18 protein-coding genes are annotated in these 21,568 nt (G+C 67.1%); 7 read left to right on the top strand and 11 right to left on the bottom strand.

What is annotated here, in order from left to right; genetic code table 11:
- Positions 1-95 precede the first annotated feature (95 nt).
- The 7 genes from TSH64_RS18350 to TSH64_RS18320 all read right to left on the bottom strand — a co-directional run bounded on the left by TSH64_RS18350 (position 96) and on the right by TSH64_RS18320 (position 7,150).
- Positions 96-812, bottom strand: coding sequence for an XdhC family protein (locus TSH64_RS18350; protein ID WP_109447096.1), 717 nt, complete (start codon positions 810-812; stop codon positions 96-98).
- Positions 809-1,138 carry an XdhC family protein gene (locus TSH64_RS18345; RefSeq protein WP_174469352.1) on the bottom strand — a complete coding sequence of 110 codons (330 nt, stop codon included), beginning with the start codon at positions 1,136-1,138 and terminating at the stop codon, positions 809-811. Before TSH64_RS18345 ends, TSH64_RS18350 begins: the two co-directional genes overlap by 4 nt.
- Complete coding sequence (locus TSH64_RS18340) at positions 1,135-2,352, bottom strand: VWA domain-containing protein (RefSeq protein ID WP_109447094.1); 1,218 nt, start codon at positions 2,350-2,352, stop codon at positions 1,135-1,137. The genes TSH64_RS18345 and TSH64_RS18340 overlap by 4 nt, the downstream gene beginning before the upstream one ends.
- Before the next feature lie 7 nt (positions 2,353-2,359).
- Positions 2,360-3,283 (bottom strand): MoxR family ATPase, encoded by a 924-nt coding sequence (locus TSH64_RS18335; RefSeq protein WP_109447092.1) that lies wholly within the window; start codon positions 3,281-3,283, stop codon positions 2,360-2,362.
- Positions 3,284-3,353: 70 nt separating this feature from the next.
- Complete coding sequence (locus TSH64_RS18330) at positions 3,354-4,145, bottom strand: xanthine dehydrogenase family protein subunit M (RefSeq protein WP_109447090.1); 792 nt, start codon at positions 4,143-4,145, stop codon at positions 3,354-3,356.
- A 28-nt stretch (positions 4,146-4,173) separates the two neighbouring features.
- Positions 4,174-6,570, bottom strand: a complete 2,397-nt coding sequence (locus TSH64_RS18325) for a xanthine dehydrogenase family protein molybdopterin-binding subunit (RefSeq protein WP_109447088.1) — start codon at positions 6,568-6,570, stop codon at positions 4,174-4,176.
- 79 nt (positions 6,571-6,649) lie between these two features.
- The gene (locus TSH64_RS18320) at positions 6,650-7,150 is read right to left on the bottom strand and encodes a (2Fe-2S)-binding protein (protein ID WP_109447086.1); all 501 of its coding nucleotides are present in this window, start codon (positions 7,148-7,150) and stop codon (positions 6,650-6,652) included.
- Positions 7,151-7,495: 345 nt separating this feature from the next.
- On the opposite strand from TSH64_RS18320, the gene TSH64_RS18315 reads away from it, so the two are divergent.
- From TSH64_RS18315 to TSH64_RS18295, 5 genes are all read left to right on the top strand, one after another.
- The gene (locus TSH64_RS18315; RefSeq protein WP_109447084.1) at positions 7,496-8,470 is read left to right on the top strand and encodes a TAXI family TRAP transporter solute-binding subunit; all 975 of its coding nucleotides are present in this window, start codon (positions 7,496-7,498) and stop codon (positions 8,468-8,470) included.
- Between the two features lie 25 nt (positions 8,471-8,495).
- On the top strand, positions 8,496-10,586 hold the full coding sequence (locus TSH64_RS18310) for a TRAP transporter permease (protein WP_109447082.1): 2,091 nt from the start codon (positions 8,496-8,498) through the stop codon (positions 10,584-10,586).
- 1 nt (position 10,587) lies between these two features.
- On the top strand, positions 10,588-10,965 hold the full coding sequence (locus TSH64_RS18305; protein ID WP_109447080.1) for a DUF1850 domain-containing protein: 378 nt from the start codon (positions 10,588-10,590) through the stop codon (positions 10,963-10,965).
- Between the two features lie 171 nt (positions 10,966-11,136).
- Positions 11,137-12,570 carry a sodium:proton antiporter gene (locus tag TSH64_RS18300; RefSeq protein ID WP_247873017.1) on the top strand — a complete coding sequence of 478 codons (1,434 nt, stop codon included), beginning with the start codon at positions 11,137-11,139 and terminating at the stop codon, positions 12,568-12,570.
- Positions 12,571-12,835: 265 nt separating this feature from the next.
- On the top strand, positions 12,836-13,990 hold the full coding sequence (locus TSH64_RS18295; protein ID WP_109447076.1) for an acyltransferase: 1,155 nt from the start codon (positions 12,836-12,838) through the stop codon (positions 13,988-13,990).
- Between the two features lie 168 nt (positions 13,991-14,158).
- Here the strand turns inward: TSH64_RS18295 and TSH64_RS18290 are convergent, their stop codons facing one another.
- Both TSH64_RS18290 and TSH64_RS18285 read right to left on the bottom strand, forming a co-directional pair.
- Complete coding sequence (locus TSH64_RS18290) at positions 14,159-17,281, bottom strand: efflux RND transporter permease subunit (RefSeq protein WP_109447074.1); 3,123 nt, start codon at positions 17,279-17,281, stop codon at positions 14,159-14,161.
- Complete coding sequence (locus tag TSH64_RS18285) at positions 17,278-18,396, bottom strand: efflux RND transporter periplasmic adaptor subunit (RefSeq protein WP_109447072.1); 1,119 nt, start codon at positions 18,394-18,396, stop codon at positions 17,278-17,280. The genes TSH64_RS18290 and TSH64_RS18285 overlap by 4 nt, the downstream gene beginning before the upstream one ends.
- Positions 18,397-18,486: 90 nt before the next feature.
- Here TSH64_RS18285 and TSH64_RS18280 point away from each other — a divergent pair, with 90 nt between their 5' ends.
- Together TSH64_RS18280 and TSH64_RS18275 are read left to right on the top strand one after the other, a co-directional pair.
- Positions 18,487-19,128, top strand: coding sequence for a TetR/AcrR family transcriptional regulator (locus TSH64_RS18280; RefSeq protein WP_109447070.1), 642 nt, complete (start codon positions 18,487-18,489; stop codon positions 19,126-19,128).
- 33 nt (positions 19,129-19,161) lie between these two features.
- The gene (locus TSH64_RS18275; RefSeq protein ID WP_109447068.1) at positions 19,162-19,635 is read left to right on the top strand and encodes a YchJ family metal-binding protein; all 474 of its coding nucleotides are present in this window, start codon (positions 19,162-19,164) and stop codon (positions 19,633-19,635) included.
- A 23-nt stretch (positions 19,636-19,658) separates the two neighbouring features.
- On the opposite strand, the gene TSH64_RS18270 is transcribed toward TSH64_RS18275, so the two are convergent.
- Both TSH64_RS18270 and TSH64_RS18265 read right to left on the bottom strand, forming a co-directional pair.
- The gene (locus tag TSH64_RS18270; protein ID WP_109447066.1) at positions 19,659-20,288 is read right to left on the bottom strand and encodes a YitT family protein; all 630 of its coding nucleotides are present in this window, start codon (positions 20,286-20,288) and stop codon (positions 19,659-19,661) included.
- A gap of 31 nt (positions 20,289-20,319) precedes the next feature.
- Positions 20,320-21,492: an amino acid aminotransferase gene (locus TSH64_RS18265; protein ID WP_109447064.1), complete on the bottom strand. Its 1,173-nt coding sequence runs from the start codon at positions 21,490-21,492 to the stop codon at positions 20,320-20,322.
- Positions 21,493-21,568: the final 76 nt, after the last annotated feature.

Raw genomic sequence — 21,568 nt, 5'->3', positions numbered from 1 at the left:
CCGACGGATATGGCGACCGGGCCGGAGCGGGGCAATGGGCGGAAGGTGTGGGGTGGGGGAGGCGTTTATGGCTCCTCCACCCCGGTCCTCAGCCCTCAGCAGGGATGGTTCTCTCCCCGCCGCACGCAGGTGATCTGGCCCATGATCGCTATGGCGATCTCCGCCGGGGTGACCGCGCCGATGGAGAGGCCGACGGGACCGCGGATGCGCTTGACCTCGGCTTCGCTCAGCCCCTCGTCGCGCAGACGGTCGAGGCGCAGGGCGTGGGTGCGCTTGCTGCCCAGCGCGCCGACATAGAAAGCGGGGGACCGCAAGGCGGCGATCAGCGCCGGGTCGTCCAGCTTCGGATCGTGCGTCAGCGTGACCACGGCGGTGCGGACGTCGGGCTTCAGCTCGGCCAGCGCCTCGTCCGGCCAAAGATGGTTCAGCTTCACGCCGGGAAAGCGCGCCTCGGTGGCGAAGGCGCCGCGCGGGTCGATCACCGTCACGTCATAGCCGGTCAGCGCCGCCACCGGGGCCAGAGCCTGGGCGATGTGCACGGCGCCGACGATCAACAGCCTCATGGCCGGATTGTGGACATGGACGAACAGCCGGAAGCCGTCCTCGTCCTGCGGATCGACCAGCAGGCCGGAACGATCCTGGCGGATGCGCCGGCGCACCTCGTCCAGCAGGTCGGGCTCCAGCCCGAAGCTGCCATGCACGGTGTCTTCGAAAACAAGCGTCTGGAGGCCGCTGTTAAGATCGGTCACCAGGGCAGCCGGAATTGCGTCGGCCTTCGCCGCAAGCAGCCGGTCCAGAATTTCGCGTTTCATTCCACGGCCTCGACATAGACCTGCACCTGTCCGCCACAGGCCAGCCCGACTTCCCAGGCCATTTCGTTGGTGATGCCGAAGGACAGCAGACGCGGTTCGCCGTCCTCCATCGTCTTGGCCGCCTCATGCGCCACGGCGCTTTCGATGCAGCCGCCGGACACGGAGCCGGCCATGGACCCGCGGTCGTCGACCGCCATCTGGCTGCCGACCGGCCGCGGCGAAGAGCCCCAGGTCGACACGACGGTCGCCAGGGCCACCCTGCGGCCGGCTGTCCGCCATGCGGCTGCCTGCTCCACGATGTTGTCCGCCATCAGGGTGTCGTTCATCCCGCCGCCTCCTTCAACCAGCGGCGCAAGCCCGGGCTACGACGCGGACCGTCGGCCGACAGGACGCCGGCCAGATCCGCGAGGCTGTTCAGGCTGTGGGCCGCGAGAAAATCGTCCACATGCGGCAGCAACGCCCGGATGCCTGAGGACTTCGGCGCGAAGCCTTCCCAGCGCAACAAAGGATTCAGCCAGACGAGCCGCCGACAGCTTTTGTGCAACCGTTCTGCTTCTGCCGCAAGCCCTTCCCCTGCATCCCTGTCCAGCCCGTCGGTAATGAGAAGAACCACCGCGCCCTGGCCCAACACCCGGCGTGCCCAGGTCCGGTTGAAGGCGTGCAGCGCGGTGCCGATCCTGGTGCCTCCCGACCAGTCGGCGACCGCTCCCGACACGGCGTCCAGCGCCACATCGACGTCCTTGTGCCTCAGGTGGCGAGTGATGTTGGTCAGCCGCGTGCCGAAGACGAAGCTGTAGACCCGGTCGCGGTCGTTGGTGACCGCATGCATGAAATGCAGCAGCATCCGCGAATAGCGGGTCATCGAACCGGAGATGTCGCACAGCACCACCAGCGGCGGCGGCCGGGTGCGGCGGCGCTTTCGGGCAAGATCCGACAGATCGCCGCCGCTGCGCAGCATCCGCCGCAGCGTGGCGCGCGGGTCCACCCGCGGTCCCACCGGGTCCGGACGGTGGCGCCGTGTGGTGACCTCCGCCAGCGGCAGGGAGAGGCGGGTCAGCAGGCGCTTGGCCTGCGCCATCTCCTCCCCCGTCATCTTCTCGAAATCCTTGTCCTGCAAACGCTCGGCGGCGGAGACGGTGAAGGAGGCATCGATCTCGATCTCCGTCTTTTCCGGCTCCTCCTGTCCGGTGCCGCTGCCGTGCAGGGCCTCGGCAAGCCGCTGGGCCATTTCCGGCTGGTCGGGCGGCGCCTCCGTCCGCACCTTCGGCAGCATCAGCGACATCATCTTCTTCAGGATGTCCGGATTGCGCCAGAAGACGTGGAAAGCCTGGTCGAACAGCTCGCTCTGGTCGTGGCGGTTCACGAAGATGGCGTGCAGCGCCCAATAGAAGTCGGTGCGGTTTGACAGCCCGACCGCCTCCACCGCCTCCACCGCCTGCAAGACCTTGCCCGGTCCGACCGGCAGTCCGGCGGCGCGGAGCGCGCGGGCGAAATGCATCAGGTTGAGGGTGAGGCGCCCGGCCGGAACGGGGTCCGTCATGACGCGCTCACCGGGCGGTGGTGGCGGCCAACTCGGTCTTGACCTGGGTCAGGATGCGCGCCGCCTCGCTGCCCTGGATGCGGGCGATGTCGTCCTGGTATTTCAGCAGCGTGCCCAGCGTGTCGTTGATGACGGAGGGCTCAAGCTCCAGCTGGTTTAGCTCGACCAGGGCTTGCGCCCAGTCCAGCGTTTCCGCCACACCCGGCGCCTTGTAGAGGTCCATGCCGCGCAATGTCTGGACGAAGCCGACCACCTGGGCCGCCAGCCGGGCATCGGCCTGCGGCGCCTTGACCGACAGGATCTCCCGCTCCCGCGCGGCGCCGGGGTAATCGACCCAATGGTAGAAGCAGCGCCGCTTCAACGCGTCGTGGATCTCGCGCGTACGGTTGGAGGTGAGGATGACGACGGGCGGTTCCGGTGCATGGACGGTGCCGAATTCCGGAATCGAGACCTGATAGTCGGACAGGATTTCCAGCAGATAGGCCTCGAACGGCTCGTCGGTGCGGTCCAGCTCGTCGATCAGCAGCACCGGCGGTCCGGCAATGTCCGACTCCAGCGCCTGGAGCAGCGGCCGCTTAACCAGGAAGCGCTCGGAGAACAGGTCGGAGGCCAGCGAGTTGCGGTCCTGCCCGCCGGACGCCTCCGCCAGCCGGATTTCCATCATCTGGCGGGCATAGTTCCATTCATAGACGGCCGACGAGGCGTCCAACCCCTCATAGCATTGCAGCCGCAGCAGCTTGCGGCCGAGCGTTGCCGACAGGACCTTGGCGATCTCCGTCTTGCCGACACCGGCCTCGCCCTCCAGGAACAGCGGGCGCTTCAACTTCAGCGCCAGGAAGAGTGCCGTCGCCAGGGAGCGGTCCGCGACGTAATTGCCGCGGGTGAGAAGCGCCAGCGTGTCATCGACGGAGGCGGGGATGGCTGCGGTCATGGACGGCCTTGGAGATGGACAAGGAATACCCTCTCGCTCTCCTGCGGAAGGAGAGCGAGAGGGAACTGGATCACCCCGCCGCTTCCACCGCGCGCTTCGCCATCACGGTGACGAGGTGGGCGCGGTAGTCGGCGCTGGCGTGGATGTCGGCGTTCAGGCCGTCGGCGTCCACCGACAGGCCGTTCAGCGCTTCGGCACGGAAGTCGGCGGCCAGCGCCGCCTCGAACGCCTCGGCGCGGAAGACGGAACCGGCGGCACCGGTCACCGCCACCCGCACGTCGGCGCCGAACTTCGCGACGAAGACGCCGACGATGGCATAGCGGCTGGCCGGGTTGCGGAACTTGGCGTAGGCCGCCTTGTCCGGCCGGGAGTAGCGGACCGACTTGAGGATTTCGCCCGGCTCCAACGCGGTTTCGAACATGCCGGTGAAGAAATCGTCGCCGGAGATGGTCCGGCGGTCGGTGGTCACCGTGGCCTTGAGCGCCACCACGGCCGACGGGTAGTCGGCCGACGGATCGGCGTTGGCGATGGAGCCGCCCATCGTGCCCATGTTGCGGACCTGACGGTCGCCGATGCCCTCGGCGAGGCTGGCGAGCGCCGGGATCACCCGCTTGACGAGGTCGGAATGGGCGACCTCGGCGTGACGGGTGAAGGCGCCGATCTCCAGCCCACCATCGGCCTCACGGATGCCCTTGAGTTCCGGAATGGCGCCGAGGTCGATCAGGTCGGTCGGGCGGGCGAGGCGCTGTTTCAGCGTCGGCAGCAGGGTCTGGCCGCCACCCAGCAGCTTCGCCTCTTCCGCCTGGATGGCTGTCGCCGCGTCGGCGAGCGATGTCGGCCGTTGGTAGTTGAAAGCGTACATTCTCCAGCCTCCTTCTTCTTCGGCCGTCTTATTCCGCCGCCATTGCCGGAGCAGGGGCAGCGTCGCGGATGGTCCGCCACACCTTTTCCGGCGTCGCCGGCATGTCCATGTGGGTGACGCCGTAGTCAGACAGCGCATCCACCACCGCGTTCATCACGGCGGCGGCGGCGCCGATGGTCCCGGCCTCGCCACAACCCTTCACGCCCAGCGGGTTGTGGGTGCAGGGCTGGTCCTCGTGATAGCGCACGGTGAAGGATGGGACATCGTCCGCCCGCGGCATGCAATAGTCCATGTAGGAGCCGGTGACGAGCTGGCCCGACTCCTCGTCATAGACGCAGTTCTCGTATAGCGCCTGGCCGATGCCCTGGACTAGGCCGCCATGCACCTGCCCCTCGACGATCAGCGGGTTGATGACGTTGCCGAAATCGTCCACCGCGGCGAAGCTGACGATGGTGGTGACGCCGGTGTCCGGATCGATCTCCAGCTCGCAGACATGGCAGCCGTTGGGGTAGGTGAAGTTCTTCGGATCGTAGAAGGCCTGCTCGTCCAGACCCGGCTCCAGCTCGTCGAGCGGGAAGTTGTGCGGGACATAGGCTTGGAGGGCGATGTCGCCGATACCCAGGCTCTTGTCGGTGCCGGCGACGGTGAAACGGCCTTCTTTGACCTCGATGTCGGTCTCGGCGGCTTCCAGCATGTGGGCGGCGATCTTCCTCGCCTTGCGCTCCACCTTGTCCATCGCCTTCACCAGGGCCGAGCCGCCGACCGCGAGCGAACGCGAACCGTAGGTGCCCATGCCGAACGGGATCTTGTTGGTGTCGCCGTGGACGATCTCGACATTCTCGATCGGGATGCCGAACCGCTCCGCCACGATCTGGGCGAAAGTGGTCTCATGGCCCTGGCCGTGGCTGTGAGCGCCGGTGAAGACCGTCACCGAACCCGTTGGATGGAAACGGACTTCCGCGCATTCATAAAGTCCTGCGCGAGCGCCGAGCGCACCGGCGACATTGCTAGGCGCGATGCCGCAGGCTTCGATATAGGTCGCGAATCCGATGCCGCGCAGCTTGCCGCGCGCCTTCGATTCGGCACGGCGCTGCTGGAAGCCGGGGTAATCGACCAGCGGCAGGGCGATGTCGAGATTCTTGGCGAAGTCGCCGGTGTCGTATTGCAGCGCCACCGGCGTCTGGTAGGGCATCGCCTCCTTCGGCACAAAGTTGCGGCGGCGGATCTCGGTCTTGTCCATGCCCATCACACCGGCCGCGACATCGACCAGCCGTTCGATCAGGTAGCAGGCTTCCGGCCGGCCGGCGCCGCGATAGGCGTCTACGGGAGAGGTGTTGGTGAAGACCGCCTTCACCTCGGCATAGATCGCCGGGGTCTTGTACTGGCCGGCCAGCAGCGTGGCGTAGAGGTAGGTCGGGATCGACGGCGCGAAGGTCGACAGATAGGCGCCGAGATTGGCCAGCGTCGAGACGCGCAGCGCCAGGAAATTACCGTCGGCGTCCATTGCCAACTCGGCATGGCTGACATGGTCGCGGCCATGGGCGTCGGTCAGGAAGCTTTCCGAACGGTCGGCGGTCCATTTCACCGGCCGGCCGACCTTGCGTGCCGCCCAGGTGACGACAGCCTCCTCGCCGTAATGGAAAATCTTCGACCCGAAGCCGCCGCCGACGTCGGGGGCCACCACGCGAAGCTTATGTTCGGGAATGCCCAGCACGAAGGCGCCCATCAACAGGCGGGTGACGTGCGGGTTCTGGCTGGTGGTGGTCAGGGTGTATTCGCCGTTGGACTGGTCGTATTCGCCCATCGCCGCCCGCGGTTCCATCGCGTTGGGGACCAGGCGCTGGTTGACCAGATCGATCTTCGCGATATGGGCCGCATTGGCGAAGGCGGCATCCGTCGCGGCCTTGTCGCCGAGATGCCAGTCGTAGCAGACATTGTCCGGCGCATCGTCATGGACCAGCGGCGCACCGCCGGCGACCGCGCGGGTTGAGGACCCGACCGCCGGCAGTTCCTCGTAATCGACCACCACCATCTCGGCGGCGTCGCGCGCCTGCTCGCGGGTCTCGGCGATGACCACCGCCACCGCATCGCCGACATAGCGCACGCGGTCGCGCGCCAGCGGATAATGCGGCGGCTCCTTCATCGGCGAGCCGTCCTTGGAGTGGATCTGCCAGCCGCAGGGCAGGCTGCCGACCTTGTCGGCCTCCATGTCGGCCCCGGTCAGCACGGCGACCACGCCCGGCATCGCCGCCGCGTCCGTGAAGTCGATGCCCAGGATGCGGGCATGGGCGTAGGGCGAGCGCACATGGACCGCATGGGTCATGTTCAGGCGCTTGAAATCGTCGGTGTAATTGCCGCGGCCGGTCAGAAAACGCTGATCTTCGCGCCGGCGCACCGAGGCGCCGATGCCATTGGGGTTCGCCATCTCGTGTTTCCTCCCACAGGAACGCTGAAGATGCGGAAATGCCTGAACTGCAATCTTTTCTGCTCTGGGCGTTTCGCCCTTACTCGGCTGCGACCGGCGTTGCCTGTGCTCCAGCCATGGCTTCCGCCCCCGCCTTCACCGCCTTGACGATGTTGTGATAGCCGGTGCAGCGGCAGATGTTGCCCTCCAGCCCTTCGCGGATTTCGGCCTCGGTCGGGTTGGGGTTGTCGCGGACCAGATCGACCGCGCTCATCACCATGCCCGGCGTGCAGAAGCCGCATTGCAGTCCGTGATGCTCGCGGAAGGCGGCCTGCATCGGGTGCAGCGTACCATCCGCCGCCGCCAGACCTTCGATGGTCATGACCTCCGCCCCGTTGGCCTGGACGGCCAGCGTGGTGCAGGACTTGACCGACCGGCCGTCGACATGGACGACGCAGGCGCCGCACTGGCTGGTGTCGCAGCCGACATGGGTGCCCGTCAGGCCAAGATGCTCGCGCAGGAAGGCGACGAGCAGCGTGCGCTCCTCCACCTCGCGCGAGACCGTCTTGCCATTGACGGTCATCGAAACGGTACAGGACATCGATTTTCCTCCCGCTGGCTGAAGTCTGGCTTGCAGTCGTATGGCGTGCAGTTGGGACTTATCACTGTCGATTGACGCGCCGTTGGCCGAAGCCATGGGGATGTCCGCTTCGGCCGGCGGTCTTGTGCCACAAGGATAGGGGGTGTCTGCCCTTCGAGGTCAAGGAGCCTGTGCATGGCTTGGCCGAAAGAATGGCATTGCAACCATCGTTATGTCGGATTGTACGTACTGGCGCGCAATTTTGTGGCGCGTTACAGTGGGTTGGGGCTGCCCACGCTCTGTGGGCCCAAAATAAATCCGCCCGGCAACGATCCGGGCACGGCAATGATGACGGGGAGAGCCACCATGAATCGCCCATCTGTGAAGTGTCGCGTCCTGGCCCTGTGCACGGCCGCGGGCTTCGGCATCGGTCTTGGCTTCGCCGCACTTCCGGCGCAGGCGGAGGCCTTCATCACCGTTCTGACCGGCGGCACCAGCGGTGTCTATTATCCCCTCGGCGTGGCTCTGTCGAACGTGTACGGCAAGGCGCTGCCAGGGGCGAAGGTGACGGCGCAGGCGACGAAGGCGTCGGTCGAGAACCTGAACCTGCTCCAGGCCGGCCGCGGCGAAATCGGCTTCACTCTGGGCGATTCGCTGAGCGATGCCTGGAAAGGCAACGAGGAGGTCGGCTTCAAGCAGAAGCTGGACAAGCTGCGCACCATCGCCGCCATCTATCCCAACTACATCCAGGTCGTCGCCGCCAAGGAATCGGGCATCAAGACGCTGGCCGACCTGAAGGGCAAGCGGGTGTCGGTCGGCGCGCCGAAGTCGGGGACGGAGCTGAACGCGCGGGCCATCTTCGGCGCCGCCGGATTGGCCTACAAGGATTTCGCCAAGACGGAATATCTGCCCTTCGGCGAGTCGGTCGATCTGATCAAGAACCGCCAGCTCGATGCGACGCTGATCTCGGCCGGCCTCGGCGTGGCGGCGATCAAGGATCTGTCCTCGTCGCAGGAGATCACCGTCGTCAGCATTCCGGCCGAGCTGGTGCAGAAGGTCGGCGACGCCGCCTACATCACCGAAACGATCCCGGCCGGCACCTATCCCGGCCAGACGGAAGCCGTGCCGACCGCCGCGGTGCGCAACCTGCTGGTCAGCCATTCCGGCGTGTCGGACGATGCCGCCTATGCGATGACCAAGACGCTGTTCGAGAATCTCGACGCGCTGGCCGCCGCCCATGTCGCCGCCAAGCAGATCAAGCTCGACCAGACCGCCACCCAGTCGCCGGTGCCGCTGCATCCGGGCGCCATCAAGTATTTCAAGGAAAAGGGGCTGATGTAAGAATCCGACGGGCGGAGAAGCCGTGGTGAACGCACAGAAAAATCAGGCGGACTCCGAGATCCGCCAGGCCATCGACCGGGAAAATCCGGCGACCGTGGCCGCATTTGAAGGATTCGACGGGCGGGCGGTCTTCGCCATCGCCGTCGCCTTCTCCGCCTTCCAGATCTGGACCGCCGCCTTCAACCCGGTTTCCACCATGGTGGTGCGGGCGGTCCATGTCGGTTTCCTCCTGCTGATGACCTTCACCCTGTTCGGCTTCCGCCAGACGGCGGAGCGCCGGCGGGTTCCCTGGTACGACTGGCTGCTGGGCCTGACCGCCTTCGGCGTCGGCCTCTACCATTACGTGTTCGAGGTCGACCTGATCCAGCGGGCGGGCGACCCCAACACCACCGACCTGATCGTCGGCACCATCGCCGTGGCGCTGGTGTTCGAGGCGGCGCGGCGCATCATGGGGCTGGCTCTGCCGATCATGTGCGGGGTGTTCATCCCCTACGCCCTGTTCGGCCGGCATCTGCCCTTCGGGCTCGCCCACCGCGGTTACGACATCGATCAGGTGATCGACAATCTCTACCTGTCGACGGAGGGGCTTTACGGCACGCCGACCTTCGTATCGGCCAGCTACATCTTCCTGTTCATCCTGTTCGGCGCCTTCCTTGAGCGCGCCGGCATGATCAAGCTGTTCAACGACGTGTCGCTCGGCCTCGTCGGCCATGCCAAGGGCGGTCCGGCCAAGGTGGCGGTGATCTCGTCCGGCCTGATGGGCACCATCAACGGGTCGGGCGTCGCCAATGTCCTGACCACCGGCCAGTTCACCATCCCGCTGATGATGCGCTTCGGCTATCGCCCGGCCTTCGCCGGCGCGGTGGAGGCGACGGCCAGCATGGGCGGGCAGCTGATGCCGCCGGTGATGGGGGCGGCCGCCTTCATCATGGCGGAGACCATCGGCGTGCCTTACAGCGAGGTCGCCATCGCCGCGGCGATCCCCGCCATCCTCTATTTCGGCAGCGCCTTCTGGATGGTCCATCTGGAGGCGGGCATGCGCAACCTCGTCGGCCTGCCCAAGGACCAGTGCCCCAGCGCGCTGCGCGCCGTGGTGGAGGGCTGGTACCTCATCCTGCCGCTGGCGGCGCTGATCTACCTGCTGTTCTCCGGCTTCACGCCGCTGTTCGCCGGGGTGATCGGCATCGCGGCGACGGCGGCGCTGATCCTCGGCACCACCATCGTCGGCACCATCGGGCCGATGGTGTTGCGCGTCGCCTTCTGGGTCGCGGTCGGCCTTGTCGCCGCCGGACTCTGGAAGCTGGGCTTCCGGACCGAGCATCTGGCCTTCACCATGGTGGTGCTGCTCATCATCCCCTGCCTGCTGTTCAAGGGCGGCCGGCAGACCCTGGTGCTGGTGGTCAACAGCATCGCCGACGGTGCCAAGAACGCGGTCGGCGTCGGCGTCGCCTGCGCGCTGGTCGGCGTGCTGATCGGCATGATGACGTTGACCGGGCTTGCTTCCAGCTTCGCGTCCACCATCGTCGACTGGTCGGGCGGCAATCTGCTGGCGGCGCTGGTGCTGACGATGATCGCCTGCATCGTGCTGGGCACCGGTCTGCCGACGACGGCCAACTACATCATCACCGCGTCGATCGCGGCGCCGGCCCTGCTGACCATGGGCGTGCCGCTGATGGTCAGCCACATGTTCGTCTTCTATTTCGGCATCATGGCCGACCTGACCCCGCCGGTCGCCCTGGCGGCGCTGGCGGCCTCGTCGATCTGCAAGGCCGACCATATGGAGATCGGCTGGATCGCCACGCGGGTGGCGATGGCGGGCTATGTCGTGCCCTTCATGGCAGTCTACGACCCGGCCCTGGTCCTGCAAGGCGGGAGCTGGCTGGCGGTCGCCTATGTGTTCGTCAAGGCCTGCGTCGCCATCGCCCTGTGGGGGGCCGCCACCATCGGCTTCTTCTGGACGCCGCTGTCGCTGGTCGCCCGCCTCTATGCCGCGGCAGCGTCCTTCCTGTTCATCGTGGCGCTGCCCCTGACGGACGAGGCCGCCTTCGTCATGACCGTTCTGTTCCTGCTGTGGCAGCACCGGCGCCGGAGCGTGCCGACCGCCGCTGCAGCCTGAGGTGGGCGGTCTCTGCCTGTTCGCTCTCGGCGGTGCGCTGCTGGCGTCGCTGCCGGGGGCGGCGTTCACCCTGTCCTGGACCCACTCCATCGAGAAGACGGAGTGGCGGGAGCAATGGAGCGTAGACTCGGGACGGTTGCGCCTGGTCGAGGCCCGCATCCGCGGTACCGGCGCTGGCATGGAGCCCGGCCCGGATGCCCGGATGACCGAAGATGGCTGGATGGCCTGGACGCCGGAACTGCCACCGCAGGACAGCGTCACGCTGGCCGCATCCGGCTTCACCGCAGACCATCGGTTGTGTGCGGGCAGCGAATGCCGGCCGCTGTCGGACTGGACGGGGATGGCGGACCGGGCAATCACCCTGCGGGCCTGCCCATAGGGCCGGCGCATACCCGATTACGAAAGTTCATGGCGCCGCCGCCCCTTCCGGCTTGGCTTAGGCTGCGTCAGTCCGCATACTCCCGTTCCTTTCGTCAGCCTATTTTCCGGACCGATGATCAATTCTCCCACGCACCGACGCCGCCCATCCATCCTTCCGACCGCCGTCGGCGTGACACTCGCCGTCGGCGGCGTGCTGCTGGGCACGCATGGGGTGCACGCCGCAGAGGTGGCGGCGAAGGTCGCTCATGCCGGCGTCCCGCATCTGGATGGACGGCTGCTGAGTGCGGCGTGGGTGGTGCCCTTTGCGGGTATCCTGCTGTCGATCGCGCTGTTCCCGCTGTTGGCGCCGATGGTCTGGCACCATCATTTCGGCAAGATCTCCGCGGCCTGGGCCTTGGCCTTCCTGGTCCCGTTCGCCGCAACCTTCGGGGTTGACCTCGCCACCTACGAACTGCTGCACACGGTCCTGCTGGAATATATCCCCTTCATCGTGCTGCTGACCGCGCTGTTCACGGTGGCGGGCGGCGTGCGGCTGACCGGGTCTCTGGTGGGGACGCCGATGGCCAACACGGTCGGGCTGGCGCTGGGCACCGTGCTGGCCAGCCTGATGGGGACCACCGGCGCCTCGATGCTGCTGATCCGCCCGCTGCTGCGCGCCAACGAACATCGGCGCCACAAGGTCCACACGGTCGTCTTCTTCATCTTCCTGGTGTCGAATGTCGGCGGGTCGCTGACCCCGCTGGGCGACCCGCCGCTGTTCCTGGGATTCCTGAAGGGCGTCGATTTCTTCTGGCCGACGGTCCATTTGCTGGCGCCGATGGCCTTCCTGTCTGGCCTGCTGCTGGCGATCTATTTCGTACTCGACCTCTTCCTGCACACCCGCGACCCGGGCAAGCACCCGCTGATCGAGGGCGTGCACGAACGCGAACCGATCCGAATCGAGGGCAGCGTCAACCTGCTGCTGCTGATCGCCATCGTCGGCGCGGTGCTGCTCAGCGGCATCTGGCATCCGGGGACGGGCGTCACGCTGTACCATGTGACGGTATCGCTGGAGACCATCGTGTCGAACCTGCTGCTGCTGGGCATCACCGGCCTGTCGCTGGCTCTCACCAGCAAGCAGAGCCGCCGCCTGAACGGCTTCAGCTGGGGGCCGATCCTGGAGGTGGCGAAGCTGTTCGCTGCGATCTTCCTGACCATCATCCCGGCGATCGCCATCCTGAAAGCCGGCACCGACGGCGCACTGGGCGCCATCATCTCCGCGGTGAACGAAGGCGGGAAGCCGAACCCCGCCGCCTATTTCTGGGCCACCGGTATCCTGTCCAGCTTCCTGGACAATGCGCCGACCTACCTGATCTTCTTCAACACCGCCGGCGGCGACGCGAAGGTGCTGATGTCCGATCTGTCGCTGACGCTGGCCGCGATCTCGGCCGGTGCGGTGTTCATGGGCGCCAACAGCTATATCGGCAATGCTCCCAACTTCATGGTCAAGGCAATCGCCGAGGAGCGCGGCGTCGCCATGCCCAGCTTCTTCGGCTATATGGCCTGGTCCTTCGGTATCCTGGTGCCGCTGCTGGGCCTGACCACGCTGGTCTTCTTCCTGTAACGGTCCCCAATCTGTAACAGCCTCCATCGAAACCAATCGTCACCTCCGCCGTTAACCCGCACTGGGGCCGCCTTTCCGTCCGATATCGGACGGGTGTCGCGCGGCGTAACGGCTGGAGGATGACGTGGTTTCGATGGGTCTCGGCTGGAACACGGGTGCGGGCTTCAAGGCGGGGCGGCCGATGGCCGCGCCCAGGCAATCCTGCTCGGATCAAGTCCCACTGAGCGGGCAGGGTCCATCGGCCTGATCGGCCGGAGCCTGCGCCATGAGCACGCAGACCAATCCCCGCCACCTCCACTCCCTGACCCCGCTGCGCGGCATCGCGGCCTTGTGGGTGGTGCTGTACCACTACTGCTTCCAGTATTTCCCCAACCTGCATCCCGACAGCTACACGCATCTGGTGCAGAAAGGCTATCTGGCCGTCGATCTGTTCTTCATGCTCAGCGGCTTCGTGCTGACCCATGTCTATCACGGCACCTTCACGGACTCGGTCGGCGACAAATACTGGAGCTTCCTGCGGGCGCGCATCGCCCGGCTCTATCCGCTGCATCTGGCGGTCCTGCTGCTGTTCGTGGCGACGGCGCTGGCCGTCCGCGCGGTGGAATACGCCGCCACCGGCAGCTTCCCGGCAATCCCGCTGAAAGGGGCTGAATCGGTCTGGGCGCTGGTCGCCAACCTGTTCATGCTCCAAGGCCTCTATGCCAGCATGCTGAGCTGGAATTACCCGGCCTGGTCGATCAGCCTGGAGTTCATGGCCTATCTGGTCTTCCCCTTCGCGCTGCCCTGGGTCTGGCGGTCGAGCGGCCGGACGCAGGCCCTGCTGGCGGTCGGTGCATTGGCGACGCTCTTTGCGCTGGCCTGGGCGACGCAGGACAATCTGAACCAATGGGACGGGCCGCAGACCCTGCTGCGCTGCCTGCCGGAATTCCTGTTGGGCACCCTGCTCTACAGCGCCTTCCGCAGCGGGCTGGCCGCGTCGGTGCTGTCGAGCGACCTGACGATGGCCGGGGTGGTGGTGGCGATCCTGCTGCTTCTGCACACCGGCGGGCCGGACCTGCTGGCCGTACCCCTGTTCGCCCTGCTGATCCTGGCGGCCGTCGCCAACCACGGCCGGGCCGCGCGGATGCTGAATGTCCGGCCGCTGGTCTGGCTGGGCGACGTGTCCTATTCGCTCTACCTGATCCATGGCTTCGTCGAATATGCGACCACGCGGCTGCTGGGACTGGGGCTCGGCATCCATGACCGCAAGGCACTGCCGGAAAGCTGGTCGATGGCGCTGCTTCTTGTGATGGTCACGGCCTGCCTGCTGATGGCCGGCCCGGCCTATCGCCGGATCGAAGTCGGCGGGCGCCAATTTCTGCGGGATGGTCCGCGCTTCGGCCGGTTGACGCTGGCGACGGCAGGGCGCCGGGCGAACTGAAGCAGAAAAAAGCGCCCGGGGGCCGAGGCCGCCGGGCGCAAAGGCACAGTACGAAAGAGGATCATCAGCAGTGGTGATGCAATCGGGAGATCGATTGTGGCGCCACCCTGTCACTGCTCGTGCGCGCCCCCCTTGACCGCGGTCAAGCCTGAGAAAAAGAGTGGGGCATCAGTCTCCCAACGCCGGCTTCGGCAGCGCGCCGGCCATGCCGTTCTCCTCCACCTCCTCCCTCTCCGGCCGGGGCACGCGGAAGCATGCTGCGTAGAGGGCCGGCAGGAAGAAGATCGTCAGCACGGTCGCACCGGCCAGACCGCCCATGATGGCGACCGCCATCGGACCCCAGAACACGCTCTGCGTCAGCGGGATCATGGCGAGGATCGCCGCGGCCGCCGTCAGGGCGATGGGGCGGGCACGGCGCACGGTCGCCTCGATGATGCTCTCCCAGCGTGACCGGCCGCTGCGGATGTCCTGCTCGATCTGGTCGACCAGGATGACCGAGTTTCGCATGATGATGCCGGCCAGCGCGATGACGCCCAGCATGGCGACGAAGCCGAAGGGCAGGTTGAACAGCAGAAGCGAGGCGGTGACGCCGATCAGCCCCAGCGGCGCCGTCAGCAGGACCATGAACACGCGCGAGAAGCTCTGCAATTGCAGCATCAGCGTGGTGACCATGATCAGCAGCATCACCGGCATCATGGCGTTGATGGAATCCTGGCCCTTGGCGCTCTCCTCGATGGCGCCGCCCATGGTGATGGCGTAGCCGTCGGGCAGGGTGGCGCGCAGGGCATCGAACTGCCCGTTCAGCTGGGTGCTGACCACCGGGGCCTGCAAGCCGCCGGTCACGTCGCCCTTGACCGTCATCGTCGTCTCGCGCGCCCGGCGCCACAGCACCGGTTCCTCCAGCTCGTAGCGCACGGTGGCGACCTGGCTCAGCGGCACGGTGGTGCCGCGGCTGGTGCGGATGTTCAGCTCGCCCAGGCGGGACAGGTCCATCCGCTCTTCCGGCGTGGTGCGCAGCAGGACGCCGATCAGCTCGGTGCCCTCGCGGTACTGGGTGACGGACATGCCGTTCAGCAGCAGTTGCAGCGCGTTGGACAGATCCTGCTTCGACACGCCCAGCGCGCGGGCCTTGGCGGTGTCCACCTCCAGCCGGACGCGCTTGGACAGCTCGTCCCAGTCCAGATGGACATTGGCGGTGTTGGGATGGGCGCGCATGGTGTCGCGCACCTGATAGGCGATCTTGCGGATGGTCGCCGGGTCCTCGCCGGTGACGCGGAACTGAACCGGGTAGCCGACCGGCGGGCCGTTCTCCAGCCGGCTGATGCGGACGCGGGCGGCCGGGAAATCGGACTCCAGCGTCGGCTCCAGCCGCTGCATGAAATGCTCGCGCTCCTCCAGCCCCTTGGTCATCACCATGAACTGGGCGAAGTTGGCGGTCTCCAGCTGTTGGTCCAGCGGCAGGTAGAAGCGCGGCGATCCGCCGCCGGTGTAGGCGACCCAGTAATCGACGTCCGGGTCCTTGGCGAGAGCCGCCTCCATCCGCTTCACCTCGGCGGCCGTCGCCTCGAAGGAGGCGCCTTCCGCGAGCCGGATGTCGATCAACAGCTCCGGCCGGCTGGCCGATGGGAAGAATTGCTGCTGGACATGGCCGAAGCCGACGAGTGCCGTGACGAAGGCCGCCACAGTCACGCCGATGGTGACCCAGCGCGCCCGCACGCAGGCCTCGATCATGCCGCGCAGGATGCGGTAGGTGCGGGTGTCGTAGATGTCCAGCTCGTGCCCGTCCGGCACCACATGCTTGGGCTTGGGCAGCAAGAGCCAGCCGAGATAGGGGGTGAAGATCACCGCAACCACCCAGGACAGCAGCAGCGACAGCGCCACCACCCAGAAGATCGAATTGGTGTATTCGCCGGCGGCCGAGGCCGCGAAGCCGACCGGCACGAAGCCGGCGGCGGTGACGACGGTGCCGCTCAACATCGGGAAGGCGGTGGAGGTGTAGGCGAAGGCGCCGGCCTTCAGCCGGTCCCATCCCTGTTCCATCTTCACCACCATCATCTCCACCGCGATGATGGCGTCGTCGACCAGCAGGCCGAGCGCGATGATGAGGGCGCCCAGCGAGATGCGCTGCAAGTCGATGTGCAGGATTTGCATCGCCACCAGCGTCATCGCCAGCACCAGCGGCACCGCCAGCGCCACGACGATGCCGGTGCGCCAGCCCAGGCTGACGAGGCTGACCAGGATGACGATGCCCAGCGCTTCGGCCAGCGATTCCATGAATTCGCCAACGGAATGTTCGACCACCTTCGGCTGGTCGGCGACCTGCGCCACCTCCAGCCCGACCGGCAGTTCGGCGCGGACCTTCTCCATCGCCACGTCGAGCTGTTCACCCAGCTTCAGGACGTTGCCGCCCTTCGCCATGACCACGCCCAGGCCGATGGCGTCGCGGCCGTTGTAGCGCAGGGTGTAGCGCCGCGGTTCGACATAGCCGCGCTTGACCTCCGCCACGTCGCCGATGGTCAGCAGCCGGCCGCCGCTTTCCACCGGGATCGCGCGCACGGCCGCCGTGGTGTCGAGGCCGAGGTCGAGGCGGACATAGACGCGCTGCGATCCGGTATCGACGTCACCCGACGCGGCGATGGCGTTCTCGCGCTGGAGCGCCTGGATCACGGAGTCCACAGGCAGGCCGAAGCTGGCGAGCCGCTGGCTGGAGATCTCGACATAGACGCGCTCCTCCTGCGGGGCGATCAGGTCGATCTTCTCGACACCCGGCAGCTTCAGCAGGCGGGCGCGCGCCTGTTCGGCCACCTTCTTCAGCTGGGCAGGGGTGAAATCCTCGCCCATGAAGGCGTAAATGCCGGAATAGACGTCGCCGAACTCGTCATTGAAGAAGGGGCCGACCACGCCGTCGGGCAGGGTGTAGCGGATGTCGCCGATCTTCTTGCGCACCTGATACCACAGGTCCGCCACCAGCCGGGGCGGGGTGGAGTCCTTCAGCTGGACGAAGATCACCGACTCGCCGGGCTTGGAATAGCTGCGGGCGACATCGTAGTAGGGCACCTCCTCCAGCTTCTTCTCGATGCGGTCGGTGACGAACTGTTCGACCTCGCGTGCCGTGGCGCCCGGCCATTGGGTGCGCACCACCATCACCTTGAAGGTGAAGGACGGATCCTCCGCCCGGCCCAGGGTCTTGTAGGCCAGCGCACCCGCCAGGACGCTGGCGAGCATCATGAACAGCACCAGCGTGCGGTGGGCTAGCGCCCAGGCCGACAGGTTCATGCGGGAATGGTTCATCGCGCCGGCTCCGTCCAGACGCGGACCTTCTGGCCGGCGTCGAGCTTGTGCACCCCGGCGGTGACGACGCGCTCGCCCTCCTTCAGCCCGCCGCCGATCAGGGCGAGGTCGCCGGCATAGGCGGCGACGGTGACGGGGCGCAGCTCCAGCCGGTCGTCCGGCGTGGAGAGCACCCACACCGCCGGCTTCTGCTCCCGCTGGGCCAATGCGCTCAGCGGCAGGCGGGCGACGGGCGCGCCATGGTCGGCGGCGGCGACGACGGTCGCGGTCATGCCGAGTTGGACTGTGGGCGGCGGATCGGTCAGCGTGATCTTCGCCTGGAAGGTACGGGTGTTTGCATCGGCGCTGGGCGAGACCTCGCGCAGGCTGCCGGCGATGCTGTGGCCCGGATGCGACCACAGCTCCACCGCCAGTTTCTGGCGGGGCAGGGCGGCGACGCTTTGTTCGGGGATGTTCGCCACCGCCTCCAGGCTGCCCAGCCGGGCGACGCGCAGGGCGGTCTGTCCGGAGGCGACGACCTGTCCCGGCTCGACCAGAGTCGCGGTGACGATGCCGGCCTCGTCCGCCACCAGCGTGGCATATTGGGCAGAGTTGTCGAGGACATGAAGCTGCGCCTCCACCTCGCGCACCTTGGACTCCGCCTTGTCCAGCGTGGTCTTGCGGCGGTCGTATTCCTGGCGGGTCGTCCATTCGCCCTGGCGCAGGCTGGCATAGCGCTGGAAATCGCTGCGGGCATTGGCTGCGTCGGCCTGGGCGGAGGCGAGCTGCGCCCGGGAGGCACGGATCTGCAAGTGAAGATCGGTGGGGTCGAGGCGGGCCAGCGGCATGCCGGGTTCGACGCGGGTGCCGACCTCCACCAGCCGCGCGGTCACCTTGCCGCCGATGCGGAAGCCGACATCGGCCTCCACGCGCGGGCGGATCACCGCCGGATAGCGCACGCTGTCGACCAGCGGTTCCAGCGTGACGGTGGCGATCCGGACCGGCCGCACCTCGCTTTCCGCCGGGGTGGAGGCGGAGTGCGTTTCGTTGCAGCCGGCAAGCAGGCCCGCCACCGTCAGAAGCGCCGTTGTCGCCAGGATGGCGGACGCAAGCCGCCTTTCGCGGAACAGGGCCATACCACGTCTCCCCACTGGACTGGACTGTATCGTACAGTTACCGTCCTACTCCGGCCCCCAGCCAACGTCAAGAGTGAACGGTACAGTTCAGTGCAGTCATCGGAGCAGAAAGCGTCCCACCCCGCCCCGTCCCTCGACGCGAAGGCGGAACAGATTGTCGCCGCAGCGCGGGAGGTGTTCCTGGAACTCGGCTATGCAGCCGCGTCGATGGATCAGGTCGCGCAGCAGGCACGGGTATCCAAGACGACGCTCTACACCCGCTTCCCATCGAAGGAGGAGCTGTACACCGCAGTGATCTCCGCCGAGTGTGAGCGGCGCGGCCTGCGTTTTGCGCCGGAGATGTTCGACGGGATGCCGCTGCGCGATGTTTTGGTCCAGGTCGGCCGCCGTTTCACCGACCTGCTGTGGTCGGATGCGGCGATCCGCGTCCATCAGGCGGTGGTTGGGGAGGCGACGCGGATGCCGGTTGCAGCCCAGCTCTATTTCCAGGCCGGTCCGGAGCAGGGAATCGCCAATTTCGTCGCCCTGTTCACCCGGCTGAACGACCGCGGTGCGATCGCCACCGACGATCCGGCCTTCGTCGCTCGGCAGTTCCTGGGCGCCATGCAGGGGGGGGCCTATTGCCAGCTCGTGCTGGGCTTGTGCCCCACGCCGACGGAGGAGGAGCGCCATGCCTTCGTCGACAAGGCGGTGGATCTCTTCCTGCGCGGCATCGCGCCTGCTAAACCCTGACCTTTGCCGATGTCTGCGATGGAAGAGTTGTCCATGTCCGCCTGCCCCTGCGGTTCCGGCCGCGAGTTCGACCAGTGCTGCGGCCCGATCCTGGCGGGAGAGCCTGCGCCCAGCGCGGAAGCGCTGATGCGGTCGCGCTACACTGCCTTCGTCCGCCGCGACATCGACCATATCGAGCGGAGCTGCGTGCCGGAAACCCGCGCCACCTTCAGCCGCGCCGATGTGGAACGGGTGGCGGACGAATGCGACTGGGGTCCGCTGACCGTCATGAAGGCGGAGGATGCCGGCGACGACGGGATGGTTGAGTTCTTCCTGACCTTCCATCGCGATGGCGAGGAGTGGCCGCTGCATGAGCGGTCGCGCTTCCGCCGCGTCGACGGCCGCTGGTTCTATGTCGACAGCGTCTTGAACCCGAAGGACCCGCCGCGCCGTGTGGTCAAGGTCGGCCGCAACGATCCCTGCCCCTGCGGTTCGGGGAAAAAGCACAAGGCCTGCTGCGGGCGCTGACCGACGCCCGCAGCGGTCGCCTCTCAGCTGATGCCGAGATAGCGGCCCGGCTTGTGGTTGATCGCCAGCGTGACGTTGACGATGGTCGCCCCCAGCACCGACAGCAGAAGTCGGTCCGGCGCCAGGACGAAGAAGGCGCCGGCCAGGATCGCGAAATCGACGCCCAGCTGGAAATAGCCGGCGCGGATGCCGTAGGTCTCCTGCAGGTAGATCGCCAGGATGTTGACGCCGCCCAGACCGGTGCGGTGGCGGAACAGCATCAGGAGGCCGGTGCCGCACAGGCCGCTCCCCACCACGGTGGCATAGACCGGATCCAGATGGGTGAAGCCCACCCATTGGTCGGTCAGGCGCGAGAACAGCGTCACCAGCGCCACGGCGGTGAAGGTGCGGGCGGTGAATTTCCAGCCCAGCCGCTTCCAGGCCAGCCAGTAGAAGGGCAGGTTGATCGCGAAGAAGATGATGCCGAACTGGACCTTGGTGACATAGCTCAGCAGCAGCGCCAGCCCGGCGGTGCTGCCGGTCAGCAGCATCGTCTTGGAATAGATCAGCATGCCCAGCGCGATGAACAGCGTGCCCATCAGCATGGCAAGCGCGTCTTCATAGAGCTGGTGACGCTCCACCGCGGCGGGCGGAGCCTGGAGGGTCGCGGCCATCGTCGTTTTTCCCCGGATCAAACCAAAGGGCTCAACGGAGAGCGGCGAACTTCGCCACCACATCGTCCACCTCGGCCGTCTTCAGGCCGGCGATGTTGATGCGGCCGGAAGTCGGCATGTAGATGGCGTGGTCGGCGCGCAGCCGCAGCACCTCCGCCTCGGTCAGCGGCAGCAGCGAGAACATGCCTTCCTGCTCCGCCACCGCGGCCAGGGTGGGGAAGGCGCCGGCCAGACCGGCGGCCAGCTTGCGGCGGATGCCGGTGATGCGGGCGCGCATGACGTCCAGTTCCGCCGTCCAGTCGGCGGTCAGCGCGGCGTTACTCAGGATGGTGCGGACGACGGCGGCGCCATGGTCGGGCGGCATCGAATAGCTGGTGCGGGCCAGCGCCATCAGGTTGGACTTGGCGAGATCGGCGGCGGCCGGTGCCGCGGCGACGGCGAAGATGGCGCCGGTGCGCTCGCGGTAGAGACCGAAGGACTTCGACGACGACACGGCGACCAGCGCTTCCGGCACGACGCCGATCAGGTGGCGCAGCCCCTCGGCATCCTCGTCCAGACCGCGGCCGAAGCCCTGATAGGCAAGGTCGACCAGCGGCAGGACGCCGCGCTTTTCCAGCACCGCCGCCAGTTCCTTCCACTGGTCGAGCGACAGCGGCGCGCCGGTGGGGTTGTGGCAGCTGGCGTGCAGCAGGGCGACGTCGCCGGGCTGCGCCGCCTCGAACGCCGCGACCATGCGGTCGAACAGCACGGTCTGGCCGGCAGTGTCGAAGAAGGGATGGCTGACGACCTCAAGGCCGGCGGCGGCGAAGATGCCGACATGGTTGGGCCAGGTCGGCTGGCCAACCAGCACCCGTTTCGACCCGCCGCGCAGGACGAGGTCGGCGGCCAGCCGCAGCGCGCCCGACCCGCCGGGGGTCTGCACGCCGGCCGTGGCGACCTTGGTGCCGGCGCCACCGCCGACCAGCGACCACAGCCGCTCCAGATACCCGGCGTCGCCTTCCAACCCCAGATAGGCCTTGCTGTCCTGCCCGTCGAGCAGCAGTCGTTCCGCCGCCTTCACCGCGCGGAAGACCGGGGTGCGTCCCTCCTCGTCCCGGTAGACCCCGACGCCGAGATCGACCTTGCCCGGACGCGGATCCTGCTTGTAAAGCCCGATCAGGGCGAGCAGGGCATCGTCGGGCTGGCGGGAAAGCGCGTTGAACATGGCGGTTCGTCCGGTCCTTGGGTGAGTGGGAAGGGAGCAATATTGGCCGGTTGCCCCGGCCGGTGCGATCCTCCAC

It is taken from the genome of Azospirillum sp. TSH64, from assembly GCF_003116035.1.
GTDB lineage: Bacteria > Pseudomonadota > Alphaproteobacteria > Azospirillales > Azospirillaceae > Azospirillum.
This window is presented reverse-complemented; position numbering and strand designations above follow the sequence as displayed.

What these genes read in the sequence shown, in the direction of transcription:
- TSH64_RS18350 (WP_109447096.1), bottom strand. Translation starts at nt 812, where the DNA reads ATGAAACGCGAAATTCTGGACCGGCTGCTTGCGGCGAAGGCCGACGCA.
- TSH64_RS18345 (WP_174469352.1), bottom strand. Translation starts at nt 1,138, where the DNA reads ATGAACGACACCCTGATGGCGGACAACATCGTGGAGCAGGCAGCCGCA.
- TSH64_RS18340 (WP_109447094.1), bottom strand. Translation starts at nt 2,352, where the DNA reads ATGACGGACCCCGTTCCGGCCGGGCGCCTCACCCTCAACCTGATGCAT.
- TSH64_RS18335 (WP_109447092.1), bottom strand. Translation starts at nt 3,283, where the DNA reads ATGACCGCAGCCATCCCCGCCTCCGTCGATGACACGCTGGCGCTTCTC.
- TSH64_RS18330 (WP_109447090.1), bottom strand. Translation starts at nt 4,145, where the DNA reads ATGTACGCTTTCAACTACCAACGGCCGACATCGCTCGCCGACGCGGCG.
- TSH64_RS18325 (WP_109447088.1), bottom strand. Translation starts at nt 6,570, where the DNA reads ATGGCGAACCCCAATGGCATCGGCGCCTCGGTGCGCCGGCGCGAAGAT.
- TSH64_RS18320 (WP_109447086.1), bottom strand. Translation starts at nt 7,150, where the DNA reads ATGTCCTGTACCGTTTCGATGACCGTCAATGGCAAGACGGTCTCGCGC.
- TSH64_RS18315 (WP_109447084.1), top strand. Translation starts at nt 7,496, where the DNA reads ATGAATCGCCCATCTGTGAAGTGTCGCGTCCTGGCCCTGTGCACGGCC.
- TSH64_RS18295 (WP_109447076.1), top strand. Translation starts at nt 12,836, where the DNA reads ATGAGCACGCAGACCAATCCCCGCCACCTCCACTCCCTGACCCCGCTG.
- TSH64_RS18290 (WP_109447074.1), bottom strand. Translation starts at nt 17,281, where the DNA reads ATGAACCATTCCCGCATGAACCTGTCGGCCTGGGCGCTAGCCCACCGC.
- TSH64_RS18285 (WP_109447072.1), bottom strand. Translation starts at nt 18,396, where the DNA reads ATGGCCCTGTTCCGCGAAAGGCGGCTTGCGTCCGCCATCCTGGCGACA.
- TSH64_RS18275 (WP_109447068.1), top strand. Translation starts at nt 19,162, where the DNA reads ATGTCCGCCTGCCCCTGCGGTTCCGGCCGCGAGTTCGACCAGTGCTGC.
- TSH64_RS18270 (WP_109447066.1), bottom strand. Translation starts at nt 20,288, where the DNA reads ATGGCCGCGACCCTCCAGGCTCCGCCCGCCGCGGTGGAGCGTCACCAG.
- TSH64_RS18265 (WP_109447064.1), bottom strand. Translation starts at nt 21,492, where the DNA reads ATGTTCAACGCGCTTTCCCGCCAGCCCGACGATGCCCTGCTCGCCCTG.